This is a genomic window from Viridibacillus soli (assembly GCF_016612995.1).
Lineage (GTDB): Bacteria > Bacillota > Bacilli > Bacillales_A > Planococcaceae > Viridibacillus > Viridibacillus soli.
Window position 1 is genome coordinate 43,906 of the sequence record NZ_JAEOAH010000021.1, and the last position, 25,171, is coordinate 69,076.

The 25,171-nt window shown below is 35.9% G+C and carries 25 protein-coding genes; 5 read left to right on the plus strand and 20 right to left on the minus strand.

The window, feature by feature from the left end:
• Positions 1-8: 8 nt before the first annotated feature.
• From JFL43_RS13765 to JFL43_RS13785, 5 genes are all read right to left on the minus strand, one after another.
• Positions 9-368, minus strand: coding sequence for a YxeA family protein (locus JFL43_RS13765; protein WP_200749473.1), 360 nt, complete (start codon positions 366-368; stop codon positions 9-11).
• Between the two features lie 5 nt (positions 369-373).
• Positions 374-2,284, minus strand: coding sequence for an ABC transporter permease (locus tag JFL43_RS13770; protein WP_200749474.1), 1,911 nt, complete (start codon positions 2,282-2,284; stop codon positions 374-376).
• The gene (locus JFL43_RS13775; protein WP_200749475.1) at positions 2,271-3,038 is read right to left on the minus strand and encodes an ABC transporter ATP-binding protein; all 768 of its coding nucleotides are present in this window, start codon (positions 3,036-3,038) and stop codon (positions 2,271-2,273) included. The genes JFL43_RS13770 and JFL43_RS13775 overlap by 14 nt, the downstream gene beginning before the upstream one ends.
• Before the next feature lie 171 nt (positions 3,039-3,209).
• On the minus strand, positions 3,210-4,355 hold the full coding sequence (locus JFL43_RS13780) for a VanZ family protein (protein WP_200749476.1): 1,146 nt from the start codon (positions 4,353-4,355) through the stop codon (positions 3,210-3,212).
• A gap of 115 nt (positions 4,356-4,470) precedes the next feature.
• On the minus strand, positions 4,471-4,761 hold the full coding sequence (locus JFL43_RS13785) for a DUF6509 family protein (RefSeq protein ID WP_100795133.1): 291 nt from the start codon (positions 4,759-4,761) through the stop codon (positions 4,471-4,473).
• A gap of 116 nt (positions 4,762-4,877) precedes the next feature.
• Here JFL43_RS13785 and JFL43_RS13790 point away from each other — a divergent pair, with 116 nt between their 5' ends.
• Positions 4,878-6,065 carry an alanyl-tRNA editing protein gene (locus JFL43_RS13790; RefSeq protein ID WP_200749477.1) on the plus strand — a complete coding sequence of 396 codons (1,188 nt, stop codon included), beginning with the start codon at positions 4,878-4,880 and terminating at the stop codon, positions 6,063-6,065.
• Between the two features lie 196 nt (positions 6,066-6,261).
• Here the strand turns inward: JFL43_RS13790 and JFL43_RS13795 are convergent, their stop codons facing one another.
• From JFL43_RS13795 to JFL43_RS13820, 6 genes are all read right to left on the minus strand, one after another.
• Positions 6,262-7,431 (minus strand): sensor histidine kinase, encoded by a 1,170-nt coding sequence (locus JFL43_RS13795; protein WP_200749478.1) that lies wholly within the window; start codon positions 7,429-7,431, stop codon positions 6,262-6,264.
• Positions 7,428-8,117 (minus strand): response regulator transcription factor, encoded by a 690-nt coding sequence (locus tag JFL43_RS13800; RefSeq protein WP_100795135.1) that lies wholly within the window; start codon positions 8,115-8,117, stop codon positions 7,428-7,430. Before JFL43_RS13800 ends, JFL43_RS13795 begins: the two co-directional genes overlap by 4 nt.
• Positions 8,118-8,316: 199 nt before the next feature.
• Positions 8,317-8,778 (minus strand): hypothetical protein, encoded by a 462-nt coding sequence (locus JFL43_RS13805; RefSeq protein WP_200749479.1) that lies wholly within the window; start codon positions 8,776-8,778, stop codon positions 8,317-8,319.
• A 231-nt stretch (positions 8,779-9,009) separates the two neighbouring features.
• On the minus strand, positions 9,010-10,986 hold the full coding sequence (locus tag JFL43_RS13810; protein ID WP_234447786.1) for a methyl-accepting chemotaxis protein: 1,977 nt from the start codon (positions 10,984-10,986) through the stop codon (positions 9,010-9,012).
• A 239-nt stretch (positions 10,987-11,225) separates the two neighbouring features.
• Entirely contained in the window at positions 11,226-11,960 is a 735-nt protein-coding gene (locus JFL43_RS13815; RefSeq protein ID WP_200749480.1) for a sulfite exporter TauE/SafE family protein, read from the minus strand.
• Positions 11,961-12,127: 167 nt separating this feature from the next.
• Positions 12,128-13,435, minus strand: a complete 1,308-nt coding sequence (locus JFL43_RS13820; RefSeq protein ID WP_200749481.1) for a hypothetical protein — start codon at positions 13,433-13,435, stop codon at positions 12,128-12,130.
• A gap of 202 nt (positions 13,436-13,637) precedes the next feature.
• On the opposite strand from JFL43_RS13820, the gene JFL43_RS13825 reads away from it, so the two are divergent.
• A complete protein-coding gene (locus JFL43_RS13825) occupies positions 13,638-14,777 on the plus strand; it encodes an FAD-dependent monooxygenase (protein ID WP_200749482.1) in 1,140 nt (379 codons plus the stop codon).
• Positions 14,778-14,856: 79 nt separating this feature from the next.
• On the opposite strand, the gene JFL43_RS13830 is transcribed toward JFL43_RS13825, so the two are convergent.
• The 9 genes from JFL43_RS13830 to JFL43_RS13870 form a co-directional block, all read right to left on the minus strand.
• Positions 14,857-15,678, minus strand: coding sequence for a metallophosphoesterase (locus JFL43_RS13830; RefSeq protein WP_200749483.1), 822 nt, complete (start codon positions 15,676-15,678; stop codon positions 14,857-14,859).
• A gap of 101 nt (positions 15,679-15,779) precedes the next feature.
• Positions 15,780-16,490 carry a hypothetical protein gene (locus JFL43_RS13835; protein ID WP_200749484.1) on the minus strand — a complete coding sequence of 237 codons (711 nt, stop codon included), beginning with the start codon at positions 16,488-16,490 and terminating at the stop codon, positions 15,780-15,782.
• A complete protein-coding gene (locus JFL43_RS13840; protein WP_200749485.1) occupies positions 16,487-17,212 on the minus strand; it encodes a hypothetical protein in 726 nt (241 codons plus the stop codon). The genes JFL43_RS13835 and JFL43_RS13840 overlap by 4 nt, the downstream gene beginning before the upstream one ends.
• Positions 17,213-17,238: 26 nt before the next feature.
• On the minus strand, positions 17,239-17,952 hold the full coding sequence (locus JFL43_RS13845; RefSeq protein WP_200749486.1) for a hypothetical protein: 714 nt from the start codon (positions 17,950-17,952) through the stop codon (positions 17,239-17,241).
• Complete coding sequence (locus JFL43_RS13850) at positions 17,949-18,689, minus strand: hypothetical protein (RefSeq protein ID WP_200749487.1); 741 nt, start codon at positions 18,687-18,689, stop codon at positions 17,949-17,951. Before JFL43_RS13850 ends, JFL43_RS13845 begins: the two co-directional genes overlap by 4 nt.
• Entirely contained in the window at positions 18,670-19,572 is a 903-nt protein-coding gene (locus JFL43_RS13855; protein ID WP_325166684.1) for an ABC transporter ATP-binding protein, read from the minus strand. The genes JFL43_RS13850 and JFL43_RS13855 overlap by 20 nt, the downstream gene beginning before the upstream one ends.
• Entirely contained in the window at positions 19,569-19,949 is a 381-nt protein-coding gene (locus tag JFL43_RS13860; protein ID WP_100795147.1) for a GntR family transcriptional regulator, read from the minus strand. Before JFL43_RS13860 ends, JFL43_RS13855 begins: the two co-directional genes overlap by 4 nt.
• Before the next feature lie 156 nt (positions 19,950-20,105).
• Positions 20,106-20,774 (minus strand): ankyrin repeat domain-containing protein, encoded by a 669-nt coding sequence (locus tag JFL43_RS13865; RefSeq protein ID WP_407701984.1) that lies wholly within the window; start codon positions 20,772-20,774, stop codon positions 20,106-20,108.
• A gap of 47 nt (positions 20,775-20,821) precedes the next feature.
• Positions 20,822-21,439 (minus strand): NAD(P)-dependent oxidoreductase, encoded by a 618-nt coding sequence (locus JFL43_RS13870; RefSeq protein WP_200749489.1) that lies wholly within the window; start codon positions 21,437-21,439, stop codon positions 20,822-20,824.
• Between the two features lie 276 nt (positions 21,440-21,715).
• Between JFL43_RS13870 and JFL43_RS13875 the strand changes: the two genes are divergently transcribed.
• From JFL43_RS13875 to JFL43_RS13885, 3 genes are all read left to right on the plus strand, one after another.
• Complete coding sequence (locus tag JFL43_RS13875) at positions 21,716-22,381, plus strand: response regulator transcription factor (RefSeq protein ID WP_200749490.1); 666 nt, start codon at positions 21,716-21,718, stop codon at positions 22,379-22,381.
• Positions 22,374-23,834 carry a HAMP domain-containing sensor histidine kinase gene (locus JFL43_RS13880; RefSeq protein ID WP_200749491.1) on the plus strand — a complete coding sequence of 487 codons (1,461 nt, stop codon included), beginning with the start codon at positions 22,374-22,376 and terminating at the stop codon, positions 23,832-23,834. The genes JFL43_RS13875 and JFL43_RS13880 overlap by 8 nt, the downstream gene beginning before the upstream one ends.
• A gap of 783 nt (positions 23,835-24,617) precedes the next feature.
• A partial coding sequence (locus tag JFL43_RS13885) for a lytic polysaccharide monooxygenase (protein WP_200749492.1) occupies positions 24,618-25,171 on the plus strand: 554 nt, incomplete at its 3' end.

Genomic DNA, 25,171 nt, shown 5'->3' on the forward strand with positions numbered 1-25,171 from the left:
TTTAATAATTATTTTAGTTTTGCTTGTGCTTCTTTTGGAATATCTGAAAGTTGTACTTCATCATATGACGAAACGCCCTTGTCCTCTTTTACATATAGCATTAAATATGCGTCTTTACGTAAGTTTTTGCTTGCAGTGAATTCAACTGTTTTTGTTTCACCTTTAGCATTTACACTTTCTAAATTGTAATGGTAAGTTTCATATACTTTACCATCAGAACCCTTACCTACCTCTTTCACGCCATCTTCTGTAATATGCACATAATAGTTATCTGCGTTCATACGGTTAAAATCCACTTTCATTAACACTACAATACCAATAACACCAATTAGAAAAAGTGATGCAATTGCAATTAGAAATTTTTTCATTATTATCATCCTTCGTTTTTATTATTTTGGGTAATAATTCGGTTATAAGAATAAACCGTTAATACATAGTAAATACCGTAAATAGTAGTATAAGCAAGCATCCATATGATGACAGGCTTAGTGAAATCCATTGAAAACAAATTCGAAAATGCTGTTAATGCTACGGCACTATGTGCAAGACCAATAATAAGTGGTACAGCGAAAACAACACACACTTGTGATGCGACTGTTTTTCTCATTTCTTTTGCGCTGACACCCATTTTATAGAGCATATTGTATTGCGATTTATCTTCTTCTGCTTCTGTTAATACTTTGAAATAGATGATACTACCAGTTGCCGCTAGGAAGACGAGCCCTAGGAAGCTACCAATGAATAGTAGTGATCCCATTCCTTCAATTCCGCTTTGATAATCTTCCGGTGCGCTTGAAAATTGTGCTTCATCAGGTAATGAACTAGCAATTCCTTTCGATAAATCGATTGTTGCATCATCCACTCCAATAGCACGGAATTGCACAGGCTCACCTTGTTTTTCGAGCTCTTTATAGTGCTCGTTTGTGACTACAAGTGTCATACCAGCCTTGAAGTTTAGGACAGGGACATCATGATACCCTTTCAATGTAATCTCTGTTCCCTTTTCTGCTGTAATAGTCTTACCCGCATATTTAGGCGATAGATTTTCATGATAATCAACATCAATAATAGTTGCTTTATTGTCTATTAATTGAAGTTCTTCTTTATGTTGCAGTTTAGCTAATTTGTTATATGTTGTTTCATCAATCACTGTGTAAATGCGTTTGTCTTCGTCAATACTCATTGCAGATTCAAGTTGTTTCGCTTCAAATGTGACGAACAATGCAGAGACATTTTCATCGTATATTGTAGCAGGTAGTAATGATGTTACTTTATCGTTATCGACATTCGCAGCTTGCTTGTACATAAACGTGTTTGGATCAGCAAGCTTTACACTGTCATTAATATTGTAATAAAGGCTGTAAACTGCGCCTCCAGCTGTTACTGTTGTTGCACTCAAAATAGCGATCACGGTTAATGTACGGGCGTTACCACGCACTCGGTATAGTAATTGTGAAATGGTCATTAAGTGTAGGCCCTTCCAAAGCCATTTTTCACGACGTTTAAATAATGATAAAACAAAGCCTGTAACACTATGGAATAGCAGAAATGTTCCTATAATGACTGTCGCTAAAATAACAAGTGGTGTGAACATACCTAAAATACGCCATGCTTCGGATGTTAATAAGTTTTGTAATGCTAACCAGTATCCCGTGCCAATGCTCAGTAAGCCTAAGATAGCGACAATCCATGAAGGCTTCGGTGCTGCTTCACCTTTTTTGGATGCATGGAATAGATCAATTAACTTAAATTGATAAATTAAACGATAACCTTGGAATGATGTGATAAAGAAAATGATAAAGAAAACGATTGCTGTATTTATGATTGCTTCCGTTGATAGCGTGAATGGTGCGACGACATCATAACCCATTAAACGGATTAGAATCGTAACGAATAATTTCGAGCTAAGGAAACCTAAGAAAATACCTATTACTAATGAAAACACACCTAATAATAAATTTTCAAAAAATAACATTAAACCAATTTGGCGCTTTCTCACACCTAATAACGCATAAAGCGCTACTTCTTTTTTTCGTTTTTTCATAAAAAATGAATTTGAATATGCTATAAAAATGGCGACGAAGAAGATTAAAACAACGGCTGCTCCACTCATAAGTGAACCCATCTTCTGTGATGTTTCCGTCATTTTGGATACGATATCGCTATATTTTAATGTAACGAAGGTAAAGTAGATGACGATACTGAATACCATTGATGCAATATACAAAAAATATTGAGAGAAGTTTCGTGCAATATTTCTCCTCGCTAAACTAAATAACGTCATCTACCTCACCCCCAATAGCAGACAATGTATCTAAAATTTCTTGGAAAAATACTTTTCGTGTTTGGTCGCGACGGTAAATTTCCTTAGATAGCTTGCCATCCTTAATGAATATAATGCGTCGACAAAAACTAGCAGCAAAAGCATCATGTGTGACCATCATAATAGTCGATTCATTGTTGGCATTTAGTGAACTTAAGCTTTCTAATAAATCCGTTGCAGATTTTGAATCTAGCGCACCAGTTGGTTCATCAGCTAAAATAAGCGCTGGCTCTGTAACGATTGCTCTTGCAGCAGCTGTACGTTGCTTTTGACCACCTGAAATTTGATAGGAGTATTGGCTAAGTAATGCTTCGATTCCAAAAACTTTAGCTATTTTTTGTACGCGTTTTTCTATTTCCTTTGCTGGTACTTTTGTAATTGCTAACGGTAATAGAATATTTTCTTTTACAGTTAATGAGTCTAACAAGTTGTAATCTTGGAAGATAAAGCCCAAATTATCGCGTCTGAAATCAGATAGCGCCGCTTCCTTCATATCATGAATACTTTTATCATTCATGAAAATTTTACCTTCTGATGGTGTATCAATAGTTGCAAGGAGATTTAGTAATGTCGATTTCCCTGCTCCTGAAGGTCCCATAATCCCAACGAATTCCCCGCGCTCTATTTGAAATGAAATATTTTCTAGTGCTGTGTATGCATTCGATGTCTTGCCATATGTTTTTTTAACGTTTTCTATTTTTAATAACGATTTCATTTGAGTCACCTCTTCTGTTGTTTGCCGATATACATACTATATAACCCCACCCTTACAGCATATTTGTCGTAACCTTACAGGAACCTTAAATCTTACATATCCCATATCCCGAATCAATCACATGAATGAAAAAGAGGACTTCCCCATTTGATGGAAAGTCCTCTTTTTTCTTTATTTTCTCGTTGTGTGTAGATCAGATGCTTCGTCAAAATAGAAACGTCGTTTACCTTTTCCGAACGCGACAAGTAACACGTGGAAGAACAAAACAACTATTAATAATATATTAAGTAAACCTGTTCCAAGTGCTAAAAATACCTTCAATTCATAGTACGGTGAACCGATTTGTAAATTCATATCCCCGAAAACACTTAGTACAAAGAATGTAAAGTATGTCAGGTAGATGGCAACAAAACGTTTGAACATACGTTTCCGTGTATCTGAGTCACTGATTTTACTATCATAGCGGAAACGCATAATTTTCGAACCAATCGTATGGCCATTCCAAACTAAAGGAATGATAAAGAATACGATGAAGCAGAATAATGATTTAATCAAGAATATGATAACAATATTGGACTCAACAAACGCTGTACTTAATTGCGATACAAAATCAATAATGAAAACATCTATTAATAAAGCGATTAATACAGGAAGTGCACGCACGTCATCAAGAGCCATCAATCTTTCAGCCTTCGCATTAATACTTTCTTTCGATGGGAACAGCGCCAAAATTGCTGGTGCTATAAAGAAGCCAAGTACCCCACCTACTGTATTAAGCATTAAATCATCGACGTCAAAAATACGATAAGCACAATTATAAATACCATAGATACCTGTTACTTGTGTAATTTCGTAAAATAAAGTTAAGGCAAAAGTGAAGCCAAGTGCCTTCTTCCAATATTTTTTCTGTTGGAAGAAATAACGTAAGTAAACGCCGAACGGTAATAATAATAGGAAGTTAAAAAAGGCTTGATAAAATGCTGGCTGTTTGACTAATAATGCATATGTAGCAGGCTGAGATAAGACTATACCGCTATTTGCAAAGATGTCTGCGATGAAGCGGAACGGCATGAGTGAATAATGCTGTGTACCTGGCTGCTGCGTAATACACGTGTTACGCGATTCTGGTAGTGGTAATAATACTAAAAATAATGCCGTTATAAAGTAAAAAACAAATGAAAATATTATAAGCGTCGTTGATAATGGTAAGTATCCGTATTTACGGTATGTGTAAATGAGCCAAGGAACAAAAATAACGATGGCTAAAAAGATAAATGTAATCATTGCGACGTAAATTGGCTGTGTATAGGCGGCCATTGTTTTACCTCTTTTCGGCTTTTTTCTAAAATAATTCTCATCATAGCAAAAAAGACATTCAGTGTAAAAGTTTTTAAACTATACTCGAATGCCTTTATGTTACATTATAAATTTATTATTCGCCTGCTATGATGTGCACTTTGCAGAAGTTAAGAATCATTTCTTCCTCATCTTCTTCTAGTGCGAAGTCTAACATTTCTTCAGTACCTTTGTTGACGATGTAGTAATTTGCAAGCTTAATGTCATCTTCTTTTCTTGCTGCGATTACGCGTATTTCAAGGCCGCCTTCTACAAATAGCTCGTCCTCTTCATCTACTTCGATATCTAATAAGAATTCAAAGCGTTTTCCTTCAATAATATTTGTCGGATCTAAAATTTCATCCATTGTATATGCTAAAATGTCCATAAAGAATCGCTCCTTTTTTGCATGTGTCATTCATTAATATTAAAGCAAAAATGCGATTAGTAAAGTTTTTAGCTAATTTACATGTATTTTCTTATAAAAAAGAAGGAGTGATTACTATGCAGATGTTATTTTACTATCAAGATGCGATGGTGAGGGAATTTTCGGCAACCGTTGTAAAACAAGGTATAGAGAAAGATGGGCGTACATTTATCGTGCTTGATAATACAGCATTTTACCCTACTGGAGGGGGTCAACCTCATGATACAGGTACATTGAATGGTATTACTGTAGTTAATGTAGAAAAAGTAGCCGATGAAATTCGCCATTATATTGCAGAAGCTTTGCCAGATGGGGTTGATATAGTAAAGGGCGTACTCGATTGGGATCGCCGATTTGATCATATGCAGCAGCATGCGGGGCAGCATATTTTGACTGCAGCTTTTGTTGAACTATTCGACTATCAAACTGTGAGCTTCCATTTAGGTCGTGGGGCTGTAACGATCGATTTAGATGTTGAAAATGTTAGTGAGAGCGAGCTTGTAGCAGCAGAAGCATTGGCAAATAAAATCATTTTAGAAAACCGACCAATTGAAACAAAATGGGTGACGGAGGACGAATTAGCGCAGTATAACTTGCGTAAAGCACTTAGTGTGACCGATGAAATCCGCCTCGTCATCATCCCTGATTTCGATAATAACGGTTGTGGTGGCACTCATCCTACTTCAACGGGACAAGTTAGCGCCATTAAAATTATGTCTATTGAAAAGCAAAAACGTAAAGTACGCGTGCACTTCCTATGCGGCGGCCGCGTTTTAAGTGAGCTACATTGGCGAAAGAATGAATTAAGCCAAGCTGCGAAAATAGCAAATGCTCCTGAAAATGAAGTAGCAAATTCAGTTACTAAGCTATTAACTGTCCAAAAGGGGCTAGAGAAAGCTTTAGAAGAGGCGAAGAATCAGTTACTAGCGTGTGAAGCATTAGACCTGACGGAAGCAGCTACGGATGGTGTAACCGGCGCTATTTATGAGGAGCGCTCCATTCAAGAATTGCAAAAACTAGCTCGTATTATAGTTGCTGAAGATGCGAATGTGGTGGCACTTCTTGTTGGTAATCATGGTGATAAGTTGCAGTTTGTCGCTGCTCGTGGTGCTAATGTAGATAGCGTGAGTATGAAAGATGTTTCTACAGCCGTGCTCCCCTTACTAAATGGTAAAGGTGGTGGCAGTGATGCCTTTGTACAAGGCGGTGGCAAACAGACGATGACAGGTGCTGAATTACTAGAGAAGATGAAAGAAGTGTTTTAATTTAAAGCTGTTTTCTAAAAGATTGTTGCTATTCAATTAACGAAGCAGGTTAGTTGAACAAGAAAGGATACAACATATTTTATATGACTAATATGTTGTATCCTTTAATTTATTTACCTTTTTTTATTTTAAGTCTTGATAAGAAAGTTAGATATAATATCTATTTCGTAGTATGTGTTTGGCTGTTTGCGTTCGGCTAGTTTTTTAGTAATTCTATCTCAAAGATCGTACCAATATTATTGGCACTTTTCACATGTATTCGCCCTTTATGCTTCTCGATAATCGACCTAACGATGGAAAGACCTAACCCAGAGCCACCTAAGCTTCTTGTGCGTGATTGATCTACTCTGTAAAATGGTTCGAAAATAAATGGAAGGTCTTCCTTTTCGATTCCGATACCTGTGTCAGCGATACTGATACGAATGCAGTCACGTTGATCATGACAGATTATCTCAATCATGCCGTTCGTTTTATTATATTTCACAGCATTTTCAATTATATTGGAAAAGACCCTATAAATAAGTATTTTATTGCCAATTATGCTTTCTTTACAGTTGTTGAGCGTAAGTGTAATATTTTTTTCAGCACAAAGTGGAGCGACTTCCTGAGCGATTGTTTCGAACATTTGGTGGAGGTCAATTTTGTCTGAAAATTTTACAGCATGATTATTTGCAAGCATTAATAAATCTTCAACAATATCAATGAGTCTTTGTGTACTTTCTTCTGTAATCTCCAAATTCTCCTTGTAGTCATCAATGGTGGGTGATAGTTCAAGCTTTAGTATTTGTATACCTGTTTTCATTGTCGTAAGTGGCGTTTTTAATTCGTGGGCAGCATTTGCAGCAAAGTTTTTTTGATAAGTATAGGAGTTTTCTATTCGGTGAAGCATTTTATTAAATTCTGAAGCAAGGTCACCAATTTCATCTTTTGAATTAATATTATTGATACGATCAGAAAGATTATGTTCATTAATATTCTCTATGCTTTTACGTAAATGTTTAACTGGTTCCAATGCTTTTCCAGCTACGAAATAAATTGCACCAACACCTATAACCATAATTACAATCATCCAAATAAGACTCTGGAATTGGAATTTTTTATTTACCGTTTTCATTTCTTCTAAATACTTACTATTTTCATTCGGTGATGAAGGTGTTTTTAAGTCAAATTCTTGTGTTTCATTAGTTTGTTTTTCATCAATTTGCATTTCTTCAATAGTTACATGCGTACCTTCCAATCCTGTTAATGGTTGGACAAATTTGTTGTTTGCACTGCTAATAGAAATGATGGTTAATAATATTGTCGTCATGATTAGAATTACACCAGTTAAAACTGTTAGTCGCATTCTTAATGATAAATATTTCATAACTGATTTACCTCATTATCTTGTATAATATAGCCTTGGCCTCTAACTGTTTTAATCACCTCGACATTCCCAAGTTCTTTGGCGATTTTTTTTCTTATCGAATGAATATGGAATTTTAACGTGTTTGATAATAAATCCACCTCACTATACCAAACATGCTCCATTAATTCTTCAGCACTGATAATTTTGTTTTTATTGAAAATTAAATACTCTAAAATGGCATATTCTTTTTTGGTTAAATCAATAGGTGTATTATGAACAAATCCGATTTTTTGCGCAGTATTAATCTTAATATCTGCCGCTGACACAATAGTACTTTTTTGTGAAAATGTTCGGCGCAGTAATGAGCGTATGCGAGCTTCTAATACTTGAAAGTCGAATGGTTTTGTTACATAATCGTTTGCGCCATTATCAAGACCAATAACGACATCATCTATATCAGAGCGAGCAGATAAAATAAGGACGCGCATGTTTTCATCTGTTTGACGAATGTGTTTTAAAACATCTATTCCATCAATTTTAGGTATGTTTAAATCAAGAATAATTAAGTCATATATATTAATGTCAAAGAGCTCTAATGCTTCTTCACCATCAAATGCTGTATCAATGGCGTATCCACTTTTATGAAGGCCTTTCACAATGAGTCTTGAGAGTGTTCTTTCATCTTCAATTAATAATAATTTCATTTTCTCAATCTCCTAAATTTCAAATAAATTTGATTAAATTATAAAAGCTTGCTTCGGTAATCAAAGCAAGCTTTTATAATTTTTTTCCTATCTCTGTTTAGTGAAAATTAAATAGGATATTTCAGAATCACCAATAGATTTTCATTAATTTTTAATCTCATCCAAATGGAAAACACCTTCTGGCAATTCATCTTGTCCATTATTCAAAGGACTTAGTATCAGCACCTTCTATTTTAACCTCATCCATTTGGATAATAACATGTTGTCCATTAATAAGCTCAAAGGACTTAGTATCAGCACCTTCTATTTTAACCTCATCCATTTGGATAATAACATGTTGTCCATTAATAAGCTCAAAGGACTTAGTATCAGCACCTTCTATTTTAACCTCATCCATTTGGATAATAACATGTTGTCCATTAATAAGCTCAAAGGACTTAGTATCAGCACCTTCTATTTTAACCTCATACATTTGGATAATACCTTCTGGCAATTCATCTTGTCCGTTAAATTCCTTGTGCTCAGCACTAGATAATTTGACTTCGCTTTTTTGTACTATATTTTCTTCGCTATTATCTGATGCGAATGCTGAAAGAGATGCACCTCCACCGACTAATACTCCTAATGCAAGTGCACCAATTCCTAATTGTTTAAGTATCATAAATAATCCTCCTAAAATTGTTTTGTAACGTTACACCATTACTATAGCAATGTAATGGTTAGATCTTCGTTAGTTTTTTGATTTATGAATGATTAACACATTTTATTTAGCAACAACCTTTATGAAAACAGCCTAATTTAAAGATAGCTCACAATCGGTTCAGACAGGCTGATTGCGAGCTTTTTTCACAACAAAATCAGCCTCTCTATCTTGTGAGAGGCTGATTTCCAATTATAACTTAAACTGATTAACCGATTTGCGAAGTTCTTGTGCCATTTCAGATAGGTGTTTTGTGAAGTCGTTCATATCCTCCACTGTGCGTTTTTGGTTATCTGTTGCAGCTGTTACTTCATGGACATATTCTGCTGAAGCTCCCGCAGTGGCGGACATTTCTTCCATAGAAGCGGATACTTCTTCAGTATTTGATGACATTTCTTCTGAAACAGCTGTCATTTCTTCAATTTGGTTCGAAATTTCTTCGACTGCCTTAACGATATCTTGGAATCGATCGCCGAGCTTGTCTATTACCTCTAAACCGTTTACTACACCCTCTTCACCTTGCTCCGCCGCAATAACAGCTTCACTAGTATAAGTTTGAACGCTCTGAATCAATCGGTTAATTTGCGATGCTGAATGGGCCGTTTGCTCTGATAGTTTGCGAACCTCTGTCGCTACGACTGCGAACCCTTTTCCGGCTTCACCTGCACGGGCTGCTTCAATTGATGCATTCAATGCCAATAAATTCGTTTGCGCTGAAATATCAGCAATCATTTGAGATATTTGGCCAATTTCTGCTGATTCTTTTTGTAATTCATGAATAATTTTCGTTTCTTTTTCTGTTCCTTGTTGAATAATAATCATTTGCTCGACCGACTTTTGGACTGCAATATGGCCATCATTTACTTTTTCAGTAATGAACTCTGAATGTGCTGCAACAGTTGCGGCAATTTCAGCTACATTGTGAATGCCGCTTGAAATTTGCTCCATAGATTGTGCTCCTTCTTCAGCCATGGCCATTTGCGATTCTGCACTGCGATCAACTTCTTGAATCGACCTCGAAATATCATATGTCATTTGATTGACATCTGCCGCATGTTGCATTAACCGGCTAGAAGAATCACTAACACTGTTCGCACTATTGTGCACGTTAGAAATCATTGTTTTCATACTATCACTCATTCGCATTAAAGCTCTTGAAAGCTGACCGAGCTCATCACGGCGTTTTTGATATTTGTTAGAGGTTGTATTTGTAAAATCACCCTTTGCCAAATGTTCACTAATTTCAACAAGCTCCGTAATTGGTTTACTAATGGAGAGAGATAGGAAGAAAGCAATAATGATCCCTAAAATTGCCATGAAAATAGATGAGAAAATAAAATCCCTTTGCAATCCATCTAATGATGACAACATTTCAGACTCATTTGCAACAACAGCGATTACCCAACCATTATCTAAAGTATGGTAACCCATTAATCGTGTTTCATCTTTAAATACCCCTTCACCACTATCTAAAATTGTTCGGAATACTTTAGCTTCTTCTTTATACTTTCCTTCTTCTTTGGAGGAAGTAATATAATTTAGTTGATTTTTTACATAATCTTCGTTTTTATGCCCTAAAATCGTTCCTTCTTCATTCAACATAAAGGCATAGCCGGTTTTGCCGAATGTAATTTCATTTACTATATTACTCAAATAGTAGCCATCAATGCGTGCTAATAATAATGCCTTTTCTCCTGTTTTCGTGTCAATAGGTGTCGCAATCATCATAACGGGTTCACCTGTCACACGGCTAACAATAACATCAGACATTGCCGATTTCCCTGCAAATGCCTCTACCACATAGTCACGATCACTAAGATCTGCCGTTGTGCCGTCCAAATAATGCGAGGTGCCATCAGCTGTGATCACAGCAAACGTTAAATAATCCTCTTTTTTCTTTAATTGCTCTGTCAAAAAAACCTTCTGCTTTTTTTCATCCATGCTTTGAACAATCTGATTTGCAGCAAGACTCTCAAGTTCCACGAAACTACGTTTGAAGCGCTCTTCCATGTAATGTGCTGTATCTTTTGATTTTTCTGCAAGCGACTTTTCCACTTGATTTATCGCTGATTCAGATGTATTTATGTATGCGAAAACACCTAATGATGCACATGTAACTAATAGTAAAAGTACAATTGTTGCTGTTAGCTTCGTCCCTATCCTTTTCATTTTCCATATCCCCCAACATCAATTATCCATAATATTACTAAAAATAATGCCAAAAGTCTTTATTTAATGATATCCAAATAATACAATAGCTTCAATATGATGATATGTAATAAAGGAGAAATAAAAGTAAATTTCTTAATTTTGTAAGAATTTAGACAAAACTGTATTTTTATGATATTTTGAAAAACCAAATTTAGTTTTAAAATAAAAAAAAACCCTAAAACTCTTAAGTTAAAGGGTCATTTATAATAACTCATAATAATTTGTACGATTAATAACAGTGTAATACCCCGTAGCAACGGATTTACATACTTCACGTTCATTTTACGCGCAACTTTAATACCTACCTGCGCACCAATTATACCGCCAACCATTAGTGCAATTGTCAGTGACCAAACGATTTTCCCTGTCGAAATATATGTAATAGCACTTCCAAAGCAACCCGCAAAAACACCAACTCTACTTAAACCGACTGCTCGAATATAGGCGACTTTTTGACTCGCATACAAATACATTTGTAGCGTACCACTACCCGGCCCAAACATCCCATCATACATCCCGATTCCAAATAGTATAGAGCCCGTTTTAGTGTTCAGCTTAAACATTTTTTCACCTACAAAATTTCCTTTCCGTAAAAAAGAAGTGACAAAGGCAAAGGTTAATAAAACAATAGCGATTAGCGTCAAAGAATCTCCGCTCATAAATGATGCAATGATTCCACCAACCGCTCCACCTACTAAACAAGTTACTAAAACACTTAGCGCTTCCTTTAACGTTACTCCCTTTTCTTTAAAAATCACTAAAAAGCTTGTTAATGAACTAACAGTATTCGCTACTTTATTTGCACCAATAGCTGAGTGCACCGGCAATCCGTATAGTAGCATCGTCGGTAAGGTAATTAGTCCGCCTCCACCGCTCAGTGTCCCGATGAAATTTCCTGCAAAGCCAATCACGATGAAAATAAAAAATGACACGAGACCCCTTCTTCCATCTAATTAATTTCCCTCTATTTTATATGAAATTGTCATAACAATAAATGTGAAATGGCCACCACTGCTAAGCTGCAGGATGACCATTCGTTTTGATATGAACTTCTAAACTATAGTGAAAGGTTAATAAGTATTATTTAAAAGCAAAGTTATTAATGAAAACTCAACGTTTGATCGGTTATTATGTTCTCTATAAAGTCATTCCAATCCGCTACTAAAGATTGATAAGTAAATGTATCTGGACGCTCTACTTGATAGCTACTAGATTGTGATTCTTCATAGAATGAATACCAATCATTTTGCTCTTGGTAGCGCTCTAATTTACTATCTTGTTGCACTTTTTGTTGGAATGCAGTATAGGCTGCTGAGATGATTTCCTCAAAAACTTGTTGAGTCTCTTTTTCTTGTAAGCTACAACGCATACGTTTTGCCCAATGCTCAACCGTTTCATGATTTAAGTCACTGTATGCATCTCGATTTCTTGTGTAAGGATTATTTTTTGTCTCTTCTTGATGTTGATTAATATCAGTAATTTTATAATTAAAAAATGAATTGTACGCTATTTCCATTTTGCGGGCAAGTTCAGGTGAAACACCCTCTTTTTGAATCAATAACTCTAACTTCATACGTAAAAAACCAAGCTCTACGCCAAGCTGTTCTTCACTAACAGAAGTTGATTTTTGATTTGCTAAACGACGCTGTACTGCTTGGTAAAATGCCGCCACTGCAGTTAACTCCAATGTTGTATACGGATTCTCCTTAATCTTTATACGATTCTCGTCTATTTTTGCGATGACTAAACGCAAAATATCACCCATAAAATAAGAATCACGCTGTAACCATGCATCTTCTGTTCCTTTAATAAATGCATAATTTGGATTTGCCGCAGCAAATTTACCGTATTTCGCTAGCTTATACTGGTAAATCCCCTTAATGGATTGCTCCATTAAAGAGGCTTCTCCTGCGACTTCATTTCTTTCAAAAAATGCACCGACAGAATCTATATAAGCGTTAGACATTCTCATCAATCCACGCCCGAAAATTTCATCTAGCTTAGCAAGCTGTGCCGCCTGCTCCTCACCTTCAAAATCATTTTCAATACGCATTTTATATGTGATATATTCAGAAGCTAAGTAATCGATATGTTCGCCAATTGCAGGCAGTCGATCAAAAGAAATGCCACCTTTTGCACTCACATTAAATTCGACCATCTTCCAGAAAATTTCTTTTGGTAATCCTTGTTGTTGCAATTGCTCTTCTGAGAGCGCTTGCATTTTCATCCGTTTATCAGCAGAAAAATACATCGGCAAACGCTCCCGTGCTTGAGCAATATACTTTTCCTTTAGGCGTTTCACTGTTTTTACGTCTAAAAAGGGCGTCAACATATTATTATTTTCGTCAATTTGAGCTGGCTGTTGTTCAGACGAATCAGCTCTTTTTTGTAGATCGTTGTTGTCCATTCTGCATGTCAGCCTCCTTCTAGTAGCAATCTATCGGTTATCAAATAGTATAACCACAAGCAATATCTGTATGAATATTTTAACAATTTAATTTAAAGGAAACTAGTCCTATTTATGAATCTATAAGCGCATTAGGATAACGGTAATCCTTTTGTAGCTTATACTTAGGAAAATACTCCTTTTTAGAAAGGTTTGAGTACAGTTGAAAATTGCTATTATTGGTGGCGGGATCGGTGGTTTATGTGCCGCAGTTGCTTTACAAAAACAACATATAGAAGTAGAAGTTTTCGAGGCCGCTCCTACCTTCCAACCAGTCGGTGCAGGCATTGGAATAGGTTCAAACGCTATGCAAGCACTGCTGAAAATGGGTGTTGGTGAAAAGGTTTATACGGATGGGACGTCGTTGACAACACAAGTGTTTCAAAACAGCCATGGTAAAACATTGAACACAATCGACTTTGGTGCCATTAAACGGCTTTACGGGCAGGAAAACATTACAATTCAACGTGCCGATTTGCATAGTACATTATTAGATACTTTAGCAGAAGAAACGGTGAAGTATAGCAAGAAATGTGTGGATGTTGTGACGGAAGATGAGCACGTAACAGCCTTTTTTGAAGATGGTACTTATGTGACAGTCGATCTGCTCATTGCTGCGGATGGTATTCATTCACCTATTCGGCAGAAACTCGTACCCGGTTCTGCCCCGCGTTATGCCGGTTATACGTGCTGGCGTGGTGTCGCTGAAAACAAAGGTTGCGTCGACTCCCATACATCCTGTGAAATATGGTCGACTACTGGGCGCTTTGGCTTTGCTCCATTGAAAAATGGACAAGTATACTGGTTTGCCTGTGTCAATGCTCGCGAACGTGATTCTTTTTATCACTCCCTAGGTCGGGAAGAAATCGCTTGTTTGTTTGAAAAGTTCCCCGCTCCTGTTTCTGAGCTAATACTTGATACAAAGCCAGATGATATTTTACATCACGATTTAAAAGATATCTGCCCTCTGAAGAAATTCGCTTACGGGCGTATTGTTTTGTTAGGAGACGCTGCACATGCTACAACACCTAATATGGGCCAAGGTGCTGGGCAATCGATTGAGGATGCACTTGTTTTGGCGACTGCACTTACGGAATTTGCCGATTTTCAGGATGCGTTCCATTATTATGAGAAAGAACGTGTTGCTCGTACGGCAAAAGTAATTTCACTTTCTCGCCAAATTGGTTGGTCTGCTCAACTTAGCTCACCATTTTTGGCAAAAGCGCGTGATACCGTCTTTCCCTTTATTCCGTCGAAAGCATTACTGTGGCGATTGAAGTTTTTGTTTGATGTGAAGTTTTAAAATGTAATTTAACATAGCCATTCTTTTAAAAAAAGGTCGCCTAAAGCTGATAGATCTATCAACTCTTGGTGACCTCTTTTTAAGATTTTGTTGAATGTAGTTCCACAACAATGATTTCGGGTAAATTCAATAATCGAACGGGCATTAAACTGTTGCCAAGCCCCCTGCTAATGACTTGTGTCATATTGCCGACTGTAAATGTCCCTGCTGTATATTTCGGAAAAAAACCTTGCCCTGGTGAGATAAGGCCGCCTACTCCTGGCAAACGGAATTGGCCACCATGTGCATGACCTGAAAATGTTATATCTATATCGTTTTTAGCATACGTTTGCATTTTTTCAGGGCGATGGGCTAGTAATAGCTTAAAACTGGTATCTGATTGATGGTAAAGTGCAGTATCTAACATTGATTGTGTATCTGTTCCTGCAAGTGGGTCTTCAATACCGACAATTTGAATTGTTTCTCCGTCTTTTTCAAATGGGATCGTATTATTCGACAGCACTTCGACGCCCAATTCTGTGAGCGCCGCTTTTATTTCAGATACTCTATTCGTCGCAATTTCATGATTGCCTGTGACGTAATAAACCGGGGCAATTTTTACGAAACCAGCGACGGCCTGCATGCTTCCTTCTAAATCATAGCGGTTGCGGTCAATGACATCTCCTGTTAAGAAAATGGCATTAGGTTTCGCTTCTTGCACCTTTTTGATTAGGCGTTCTTGTTGATTGCCAAAAGTAGCATCATGTAGATCCGAAACTTGAACAATGCGCATACCATCGAAGGCCTTCGGTAATTTTTTTGATTCAATTTTATACGTCGTTGTGACTAGCAATTTGTTGTTTAAAATGCAAAAACTAACAACCAGTAAAACACCGACGATTATGCGAAAGACTTTCTTCAATGGGCACCGCTCGTTTCTTTAATCTTTTTTTCCTAATCCGATTGTTCTGCTCTTCAATGCTATCATTGACACCATATACCATCACTATTCATATAACACCACTATTCAACAGGCGGATACATTCTTAGTCCATTTTCGTCTTGCACATTAATATGCTTCGGCACCTTCAGTACTACATAAGTAGACCCCTGTGCTTCTACTTCTTCATTCGCATTTAATGAGATATAATCTTTGTTAAATGGGAAAAATACTATTTCATCTGTAAAAATATTACCCTCTATTCTATTTTCAGGTTTTTGAAAAGTTAATGTATGGTGATCTGTCCAGTTAATCAAAGTTGGCTCAATTTCCTCTGTTAAATCCATGTTATATAAAATACTACGTGTACTATAAACTTTCCCCTCAATTTGCTGATTTTTTGCATCAGTCCAATGAACGATCACTTGCTTCTCTATATATTCATCAGGAGATACCTGCTTCAAATACAATTCTTCACCCTTCAAAGTATATATCCATTCATCAACGAGAAATTTTGCATCATCTTCTGTTAATTTGTTTACTAATGCATTTTGCTCGAAAGTTTTATTTATCTTAATCTGTTGCTGTATTTCTTCATCTGTTATACGTAACGTATTTGATGACGTAAGTGCTGGATATATAGCTAAAGCTACAATAAGTAATGCAATGTAAATTAGTATGATTTTTTTTGTAGGACGTTTGGATAGCTTAAAATGTTTCGTTAGCTTGCCTATAATGCTCGTACCAATAATCAAAATAATAACTAGTGGAAGAATCAAAGCCAATATACTCATACGCCCTTCACCTCCATACGTGAACTGATGAGATACGCTATGAAGAAACAACTAATGGCGATTGCTATATTGAAAATGGCAAAGGGCAAAAATTGTGGGTTTTGCTCATAGAAATAATGACCAATAAACAGGATCAGTTTGGATTTAACATAAGCTATAAATAGTGCGATCAATACAATGATAAAAAGTTTCGAAATTTGTACCAGTGTTCCGATTAAATAACCGAATGCAGCAACAGTCATACTCACGATAAAGACACCGATTAAATTGATAAAGAACACTTTTGGTTCATCGAATATCGCCATACTCCCCGAAAATTCTTTCTTTGTAAATAAAACTATAATGTCATATAAAAGATAATTCGATAGCATAACTGTAAAAGATAAAAATGCACTCATACCTATTAAAATAATTATATCCGATATGCTACTTAACTTCGGCAAGCATATAAACGGTAACAGTTCACGACGTGTTTCCTTTCTCGTTAAACTAACTGCCACATAGAACATCCAAAGTGCAGAAAGTATGAAAATACCCGCTGGTGAGTATAAGCTGATTTCTAGCTTAAAATTTCCTGCCCCCCTCCCCATCTGTCCTGAGCCAGAGAATGAAAATAGCACAACACCAATAATTTGGAAAACGATTAAATAAATCATTCCCTCAGAATAGGCATTTAGCTTAAACTTTATTTGAGCCTTCATAGCTTTCATCATCAAAGACATTATTCCTTCTCCCTTCCTATCCATCGTTAATCATAAATTCGAAGCCCTTCATCAGACCACACTTTTACATCTTTAGGAATAGTCAGCAATAAATAATACGGACCATCATCATCCCACTTTTCTACTACTACTACCGAATGACTCTCCTCGTTATTAAATCCACCTTTATTCAACTTATCACTTACTGTGACATATGATAGCTTCTTAGCCGTCGGATTTTTGACTGCCATCGTTTTTTCGTTTCTCCATATAATAGTTGGTTTATTTAGCTTATCTGGAATATATATATAATTTTCAATAAAGTTTTTTCGATATAACTTTCCTGTAATTTGCTCATTAGCCTTATCTGATGTTTGTACAATGATATTTACTTTTTCACCTTCATCTGGGTTTTCCATTTTTAAATAAATTTCTTTCTCTTTAAATGTTCTAGTCCATTCATCGATTAAAAATCGCTCATCAATTGAGGCCGTTTCATTTTTAAATAAAGCTTCGCGAAGCGCTTTATTTTCAAGATTTAGTTTTTCACTTCCATTATCTGTTAGTACCTGTTTTTCTTCCTTTGGTAAGATGAAGTAAATAATCGGTGCTACGGCAAGAATTGCTACGTAAACAATGATAAAAATTTTAAGTGGTCGCTGATTTAATTTCGTACGATAAGATTTTGATTGTAACAATGTCACTACTAGTAAAATTATAAGGAGTATAAATAAAACCGGGACAATACCTAAATTAGTCATCCTCTCACCTCCAATTTATTCGCCAGTAGCGTAGCCAAAACAAAGAGAATTGAGCTTGCAATAACGGGCGTACCTAATAACGGTAGCGGTACCGATTTTGCTAATTTAATAGTGACTAATAAAACTTGTTGACCGAACGCTGAACATAACATTAAAACAGATACAGCAACGATGAAGAAAATCCATAACTTCGACTGCTGAGTTAGCATGCCGAAAAAGTATCCTATTGCAGTCATTAATAAAATGAAGACTATAAAAGTCATTATATTTTCTATAAATATCCCCGGTGCATTGACCATATTTTCACCAGAAATAATATTCTGATTAGGTTTCAACATCACTATAATACGCACTACATAGATAGATAACATTACCGTTATACCAGTGAAAATAGCTAACAGCCCTAGCACAACCACATCCGCGATACTGCTCAAGGTACGCGTCGTAACAAACGGCATAATATCTGCACGTTGATCATGTCGCGTCATAAGTTTTCCCACATAAAACGCCCATAAACTGGATAAAATCAACATAGGTTTCGGTGTAAAAACATAAAACTCCATCTCGACTAAGTCCGAACTGCTAGACATATTTGCTGAACCTAAAAGAAGAAACAACAGCATACCAGCAACTTGTAAAATGATTAAGTACACGACCATACTCAAATAGGCATGGAGCTTAAATTTCACTTGCGCTTGTAGCGTTTCTGCAAATGATTTAGTCGTTAAAAACATCATCAATACCCCCCACTCTCGTGTTCGTCAAATACAGGCAAAGGTCACCTGCCGATACAGGTATAAACGAAATACCCTCTTGCAGTAGTTGCTTTTCATTGAACGTGCAATCTTGCGCTTTTAATACGGTGTATAACTGATTACCAGCTAATTGCTTCTCATGTAAGATTTCAAATCCCGTTGCCCATTTCTTTACTACATCAGCTGGTCCTTGCAAGCCAATTGCATGTTCACGTAGTTCATCTAAAGACTTGTGCAAAGCCACTTTTCCTTCATCAAGAAGTAAAATGTCTTCAAGTAAATGCTCCATTTCATCAAGGAAGTGACTTGAAATAATAATTGTTCTTGGATAGGCAAGATAATCCTTTAATAACGCTCGATAAACGTCCTTACGCACTGCTTCATCCATACCATTGATCGGCTCATCAAACATCGTCACCGTACAGCGTGTTGCTAAACCAAATATAAAATTGAAGGTATTTTTCATCCCTTTTGATAAATCGGAATGGTAAGATTGTGGGCTTAAACGGAAATATTGTAGTAAACGTGTTGCTAGCTCTGCATCCCATTTCTCATAGAAATCGGGTGCGAAATTCAGGATGTCTTGTAATTTAAATGAACCAGGAAATTGCATTTGATCATTGATAAGGATGCTATTTGCTGACACAAAGAGGTTATTGAATGGTGTCTTATCCAAGATTGTAACGGTGCCTGAAGTTTGCTTTGTCATGCCTGCCAAAATACGCAGCAGCGTCGTTTTCCCCGTCCCATTGCGACCTATTAGTCCTGTGATTTTCTCTCCTTCAATTTGGAAAGTAATATTTTGTAGAGCCTTCTTTTTACGGAATTTCTTTTCTAGATTTTCACATTGAATAACTGTCATCATTTTCTCTCCTCTCCACTACGAGCACACTTGATTAGCTCAATTAGCTCATCCTCTGATACCATGAGGCGCCTCGCTTCTAATACTATTTCTTGAACCATCGTTGTTAATCGTTCATTTCGCCGTTTCACCAAAATCATCTGCTTTGCTTCTGTTGTTACAAACATGCCAAGCCCCCTCTTCTTGTACACAATCTGCTCTTCCAAAAGTAATGTTAAGCCCTTCCCAGCGGTCGCCGGATTGATGTTGAATAGCTCTGCTAATTGGTATTGCGAGTACACTTTATCATCCGTTCTTAGCTGATCTGCAATGATTTCATTCTCGAGCCACTCCGCAATTTGCACATAAATCGGCTTTGTACCATCACTATTTAATTGCAAGTTGAAGCCCTCCTTTCCTCATAGTTTATGAGTGCATTACTGTTGTAATGCACTATACAGTATTATTTTGGAAGTGTAAACAGATATATGTATAAACAAAAAAAGACTCGTCATCATGACGAGTCCTCGAATAATTGAAATTTAGTAATTAATTTATTAATATCCAGCTTTTCTTAGCAAGGTTTCAATCTCCTTGAAACCTAACTTTTCTGCGTGTTCAAGTGGTGTAACACCATCTTTGTCAGCAAGATTCGGATTAGCTCCATGTTCTAATAAAATACGAACTGTTTCCTGCTGCTGTTTACCACCATCGCCTAAGATGATTGCTTCTATTAATGCTGTCCACCCAAGATTATTAATATGATTGACATCACTATTTGTTTCAGTTAAGAGCCATTTCACAACATCTACATACCCATGTTCTGATGCAGGAATTAAAGCAATACCGCCATAGCGATTTGTGATTTTCGAATCTGCCCCTGCCTTTGAAGTCAGCTTCACAATGTCCAAATAACCCTCTGCTCCTGCATATAAAAACGGTGAATTTTGTATATTGTCTTGAATATTCACATCTGCTCCTGCTTCAATTAGCATTTTTGCAATTTTCAAATCGTTATTATATGTTGCAATCATTAGTGCTGTACGGCCTTTACTATCTTGAGCGTTAATGTCCTGTTCAGATTTCAAAAGTTTTTTCACAGCATGAACATCTTGCTTATCCGTCGCAGCCAATAATGACATTTGAACTGCAGATTTCTTCATTTTCATATACCCCGCAAATACTAGACCTAAAGATACAGCGGCAAAAATTGCTTTATTACGCATCCCCATCTGATCTCACCATTCCTCTTTGTGAAACTACATTTTCTAAATTAGTATGCCAAACCTACTCGTGATTGATTATATTTATTTTGTAGTGACTCCTCATATACAAAATGGGCTGTGTCACCTACTGTAATTTTCTCACCATTTAGTGGTAACCTGTTTTTTTCTGTACGATAAACACCTGTTGCCCCGCCATCGGGTAAATAAGTTGGACACGCAATCGTCCAATCTAATTCCGTCTCTTTTAATGCGTAAAATACCTTCGCATGTTCTTCCGCAGCAAAAGTTAGCTTGCGTTTGGACTCAGTTGATTGGAAGCGTAGTTTTCCTTTTTCAGCGCGACTATCCAAAATGCCGGCTGTACCGATTGTGACGATTCTCTTCACATTTAGTTGCAGCATTGCTTTTATAATATTAGGGATACCTTCAGATAGCGTTGTCGTTTTATCCGTGCCAATGGCGCTTATGACGGAATCTGCCTGAGCAATGGCTAGTGTGACATCTCCGTAATTTTTGACATCGCCTTTGATGATTTGGAGATTAGTATGAGGTTTTAATTTTCCTAATGATCGTACGAGGGCTGTTACTTCGTGACCATCTGCTAGGGCACGTTGTAATATTTCATGTCCAACTCGTCCAGTTGCGCCGAAAATTGTGATTTTCATTTGATGATACTCCTTTATTTCCCAAAATTGAGTTCGAAATTTATAGTTTAGGGAAATTTTGTCCACATAGATTTTTTTATGTCCGCATAGAAAATTTTCTGTCCACATAGATTTTTTTATGTCCGTATAGAAGCTTTTATATCCACATTTCATATCTCTAAATCTGGGGCTAGTACGAAATAAATATAGTTTCCCTATAAAGTCTCTTTATTATATCAAATTCTTCTTCACATAAACTCCAGATAACACGGTTATAATGTTATAAGAGGTGATACAATGAGAAACTATCAAATTCTTGTGGTAGAGGATGACATAGAAATTCAAGAGTTAATAAAACAATTTTTAATGACACAAAACTATATTGTTGAAATTGCATCAGATGGATTAGAGGGAATGAAACAATTTAATAAGCAATCCTTTGATTTAATTCTTTTGGATGTGATGATGCCAAACCTTAGAGGATTTGAAATGGCACAAATGATTCGAAAACAGTCTAATGTACCAATTATTATGTTAACCGCATTAGAAGAAGAACAAGATCAAATGACAGGCTTTGATATTGGAATCGATGATTATATAACTAAACCTTTTTCTTTCCATGTTCTGATTAGACGAGTCGAAGCAGTACTGAGAAGAAGCTATGATCAAAGTACGGATAACCATTTAGTCTTTAAAGAAGTCCATGTTGATTGTGATGCATATAAAGTATATGTAAATGAGGTTGAAATACTATTAACGACAAAAGAATTCGAAATTCTGCAACTACTACTTCAAAATGAAAAAAAAGTACTTACAAGAGAAAGAATTATAGAAAAGGCTTGGGGCTACGAATATTGTAGTGAAACGCGCATTATCGATACACATATTAAAAACATACGAAAAAAATTAGATATACCTTATATTAAAACAGTTAAAGGCATTGGTTACAAAATCGATGAATAAAATATTAAAAGTCATGAAGATGGATCGAATTACTTATAAGCTCTTTTGGGTTACTTCCCTTATTTTGTTAGCCTTTGCATTCGTGATGTATTTAACTTTATACTTCTTTCTCCCTTCATTTTATGAACAGTATAAGACAGATCAACTTCAAACAGGAATAGAAGAAATAATTGATACATCTAAGGATCTTACTTTTCAAAATGCAATACCGCTTCTTGATAATTATGCACAAAAAAATAACGCACTAATCTACCTTCAAGATCAAGAAGGAACAATTATTTATTCTCCTTCCTTTTCTTTTATTAATGGAAGTAGTCAAGGAATATCAAGGGCTACATTTGCTAAACCAAGGTCGATAGAGTATTCAAATAACCTTCCTAATTCATATAATGCTACCATACCTATTCAATTCCAAAATGTTAACTTAACACTCGTAGTGTTCGCAACATTTCAACCTATTAATGAAGCTTCACAGGTATTAGTGCTTTTCCTTCCTTATATTAGTTTTATTGTAATTGTTATTGGTGTAGGTAGTGCTTACTTGTATTCAAGGTTTATTACAAAACCACTCATTTATATTAATCAAAGGGCACAAAAAATGGCGAACTTGGATTTCTCCGAAAAAATTGTGGTTCGATCCAATGATGAACTAGCGGAATTATCCAATAGCTTAAATGATATGTCAGTTAATTTACAACATACTATGCATGATTTAAAGAAAGCGAATCAACAGTTAAAAAGCGATATTGAAAAAGAACGAGAAATTGAAAAAAAACGCAGGGAATTTTTTTCAATTGTAGCACATGAATTAAAGACTCCTCTCACCGTCATGAAAGGATACTTAGAAGGAATGATCTATAATATTGGCCCGTATCAAGATCGTGACCAATACTTAAAGAAAAACCACCAAATTATTGAAAGTATGGAACAACTGGTTCGCGAGATTTTAAGCATGTCAAAATTAGAACAACATACTTTTAAACTACAATTGGAAGAAGTAAATCTTTCGGGACTAATTAATACAATCACAAAAAATCTTGATTTTTTTGCTTCTCAAAAAGACATCCAAATGATAAAACAGATTGGTTCTCAACATCTGGTTTATACAGATCGTATTCTTTTAGAAAAAGCCTGTAAAAACATTGTTCATAATGCGATTATGTATTCACCTCATGGAGAAAAGGTATATATAGATCTAACTGAGGATTCAAAACAACAACATATTCAAATTAAAGTCAACAATACGGGTATAAAGATTAAAGAAGAGGATTTACAGCAAATTTTCGACCCGTTTTATCGAATCGAAAAATCAAGAAACCGAAATACTGGAGGGAGTGGCTTAGGTTTATATATTGTAAAGCAAATTTTTGAAACCCTTTCTATTACCTATTCTATAAATAACACTGAACAAGGAGTACAATTTTTAGTTACCATTCCATTAACCCCAAAGTGAACAACAGAAGAGCCTAGATTGTAGAAATGCAATTTGACTATTTTGAAGCCCAAATTATAAAAATTTTTAAAAATAAAGGAGAGCACATATTAATCATATATATGTGCTTTCCTTTTCTTCAATTAAAGCGTTCTTTTATCTGTCATTTGACCTACAAATGTTATCTTCTGGATTAACAATACTAAACTCTACAGCTTTTATGAGGATCACAGCTGAATTCCACTGGGCTAACGTACCCCAAATGTTCCGTGAATTTGTATATTATTAAACCCATGCTCATAGTCATTACATTCAAGAGCTAACTATTCAAGGGAAGAAAAGTGCGCCCCGTTTGCGAGTTCCGTTAACCATTTCTACTCGACTTTAATTTTACGAGTGCAATAGGTGTTTCGACTAGAGTTGAAGATGATTTCAATTTTATCTGCTAATTCTTATTTACGCTTGCCTTGCTGTCTGTTTTAACATACAATAATACACGGTTAAGTAAATTTATAGCATTTTATAGATTATTAACACCAAATATTGGTATTAATAATATCTAATTTCGTCTGATAATCAGCGCGGCTTGCTTTAGAATATCGTTTTCCATCATTAAATCTTGATTTTCTTTGCGTAGTTTAATTAATTTTATTCATCTATCCAATTTCCTTTGGCTAGAACCGATTCTGAGTTTTAATATTTTTTTATCCAATTATTTAAGGCAGATGACGATAAATCATAATCGCGAACAATATCTGCTTAAGTCTTTCCATTTGAAGTAAAAATTTAAGGAGGCTAGTTAAGATGAAGAATAAATGTCCATTTAGTTTTACAAAACTGAAGATAAAAAAAACGGGAGTGAGTGCTGTTATACTTGCAGCTGGGATGTTGGGAGCCACTTTAATTCCTGAAAATACATCTGCACATGGATTTGTCGAAAAACCTGGGAGCAGAGCTGCGTTATGTAGCCCAACTTATGGAGCCCTTAACTTAAATTGTGGAGAAGTAATGTATGAACCACAGAGTTTAGAAGCACCAAAAGGATTTCCAAAAGATGGGCCGATAGATAAAGAGATTGCTTCTGCTGGTGGTAAATTTGGTGGCATTCTTAATCTACAAACAGCTAATCGTTGGTTTAAGAATACGCTCACTGGAGGTAAAAATACTTTCACCTGGAAATTTACTGCACCGCATAGAACAAGCAAATGGCACTATTATATTACAAAAAAAGGATGGAACCCTAATAACCCCCTAACCCGTGCTGATCTTGAACCAATTGGAGATATCCAACATGACGGTTCTGTAGCATCTAATAATCTATCGCATAAAATTAACGTACCAACAGATCGAAGTGGATA

Coding starts and splice junctions, on each gene's coding strand:
- JFL43_RS13840 (WP_200749485.1), bottom strand. CDS start 17,212: ATGTCTTTGATGATGAAAGCTATGAAGGCTCAAATAAAGTTTAAGCTA.
- JFL43_RS13785 (WP_100795133.1), bottom strand. CDS start 4,761: ATGGACATTTTAGCATATACAATGGATGAAATTTTAGATCCGACAAAT.
- JFL43_RS13850 (WP_200749487.1), bottom strand. CDS start 18,689: ATGATGTTTTTAACGACTAAATCATTTGCAGAAACGCTACAAGCGCAA.
- JFL43_RS13865 (WP_407701984.1), bottom strand. CDS start 20,774: ATGCGTAATAAAGCAATTTTTGCCGCTGTATCTTTAGGTCTAGTATTT.
- JFL43_RS13790 (WP_200749477.1), top strand. CDS start 4,878: ATGCAGATGTTATTTTACTATCAAGATGCGATGGTGAGGGAATTTTCG.
- JFL43_RS13880 (WP_200749491.1), top strand. CDS start 22,374: ATGAATAAAATATTAAAAGTCATGAAGATGGATCGAATTACTTATAAG.
- JFL43_RS13770 (WP_200749474.1), bottom strand. CDS start 2,284: ATGACGTTATTTAGTTTAGCGAGGAGAAATATTGCACGAAACTTCTCT.
- JFL43_RS13870 (WP_200749489.1), bottom strand. CDS start 21,439: ATGAAAATCACAATTTTCGGCGCAACTGGACGAGTTGGACATGAAATA.
- JFL43_RS13795 (WP_200749478.1), bottom strand. CDS start 7,431: ATGAAATATTTATCATTAAGAATGCGACTAACAGTTTTAACTGGTGTA.
- JFL43_RS13805 (WP_200749479.1), bottom strand. CDS start 8,778: ATGATACTTAAACAATTAGGAATTGGTGCACTTGCATTAGGAGTATTA.
- JFL43_RS13780 (WP_200749476.1), bottom strand. CDS start 4,355: ATGGCCGCCTATACACAGCCAATTTACGTCGCAATGATTACATTTATC.
- JFL43_RS13810 (WP_234447786.1), bottom strand. CDS start 10,986: ATGAAAAGGATAGGGACGAAGCTAACAGCAACAATTGTACTTTTACTA.
- JFL43_RS13820 (WP_200749481.1), bottom strand. CDS start 13,435: ATGGACAACAACGATCTACAAAAAAGAGCTGATTCGTCTGAACAACAG.
- JFL43_RS13875 (WP_200749490.1), top strand. CDS start 21,716: ATGAGAAACTATCAAATTCTTGTGGTAGAGGATGACATAGAAATTCAA.
- JFL43_RS13835 (WP_200749484.1), bottom strand. CDS start 16,490: ATGAGTATATTGGCTTTGATTCTTCCACTAGTTATTATTTTGATTATT.
- JFL43_RS13775 (WP_200749475.1), bottom strand. CDS start 3,038: ATGAAATCGTTATTAAAAATAGAAAACGTTAAAAAAACATATGGCAAG.
- JFL43_RS13845 (WP_200749486.1), bottom strand. CDS start 17,952: ATGACTAATTTAGGTATTGTCCCGGTTTTATTTATACTCCTTATAATT.
- JFL43_RS13800 (WP_100795135.1), bottom strand. CDS start 8,117: ATGAAATTATTATTAATTGAAGATGAAAGAACACTCTCAAGACTCATT.
- JFL43_RS13765 (WP_200749473.1), bottom strand. CDS start 368: ATGAAAAAATTTCTAATTGCAATTGCATCACTTTTTCTAATTGGTGTT.
- JFL43_RS13855 (WP_325166684.1), bottom strand. CDS start 19,572: ATGATGACAGTTATTCAATGTGAAAATCTAGAAAAGAAATTCCGTAAA.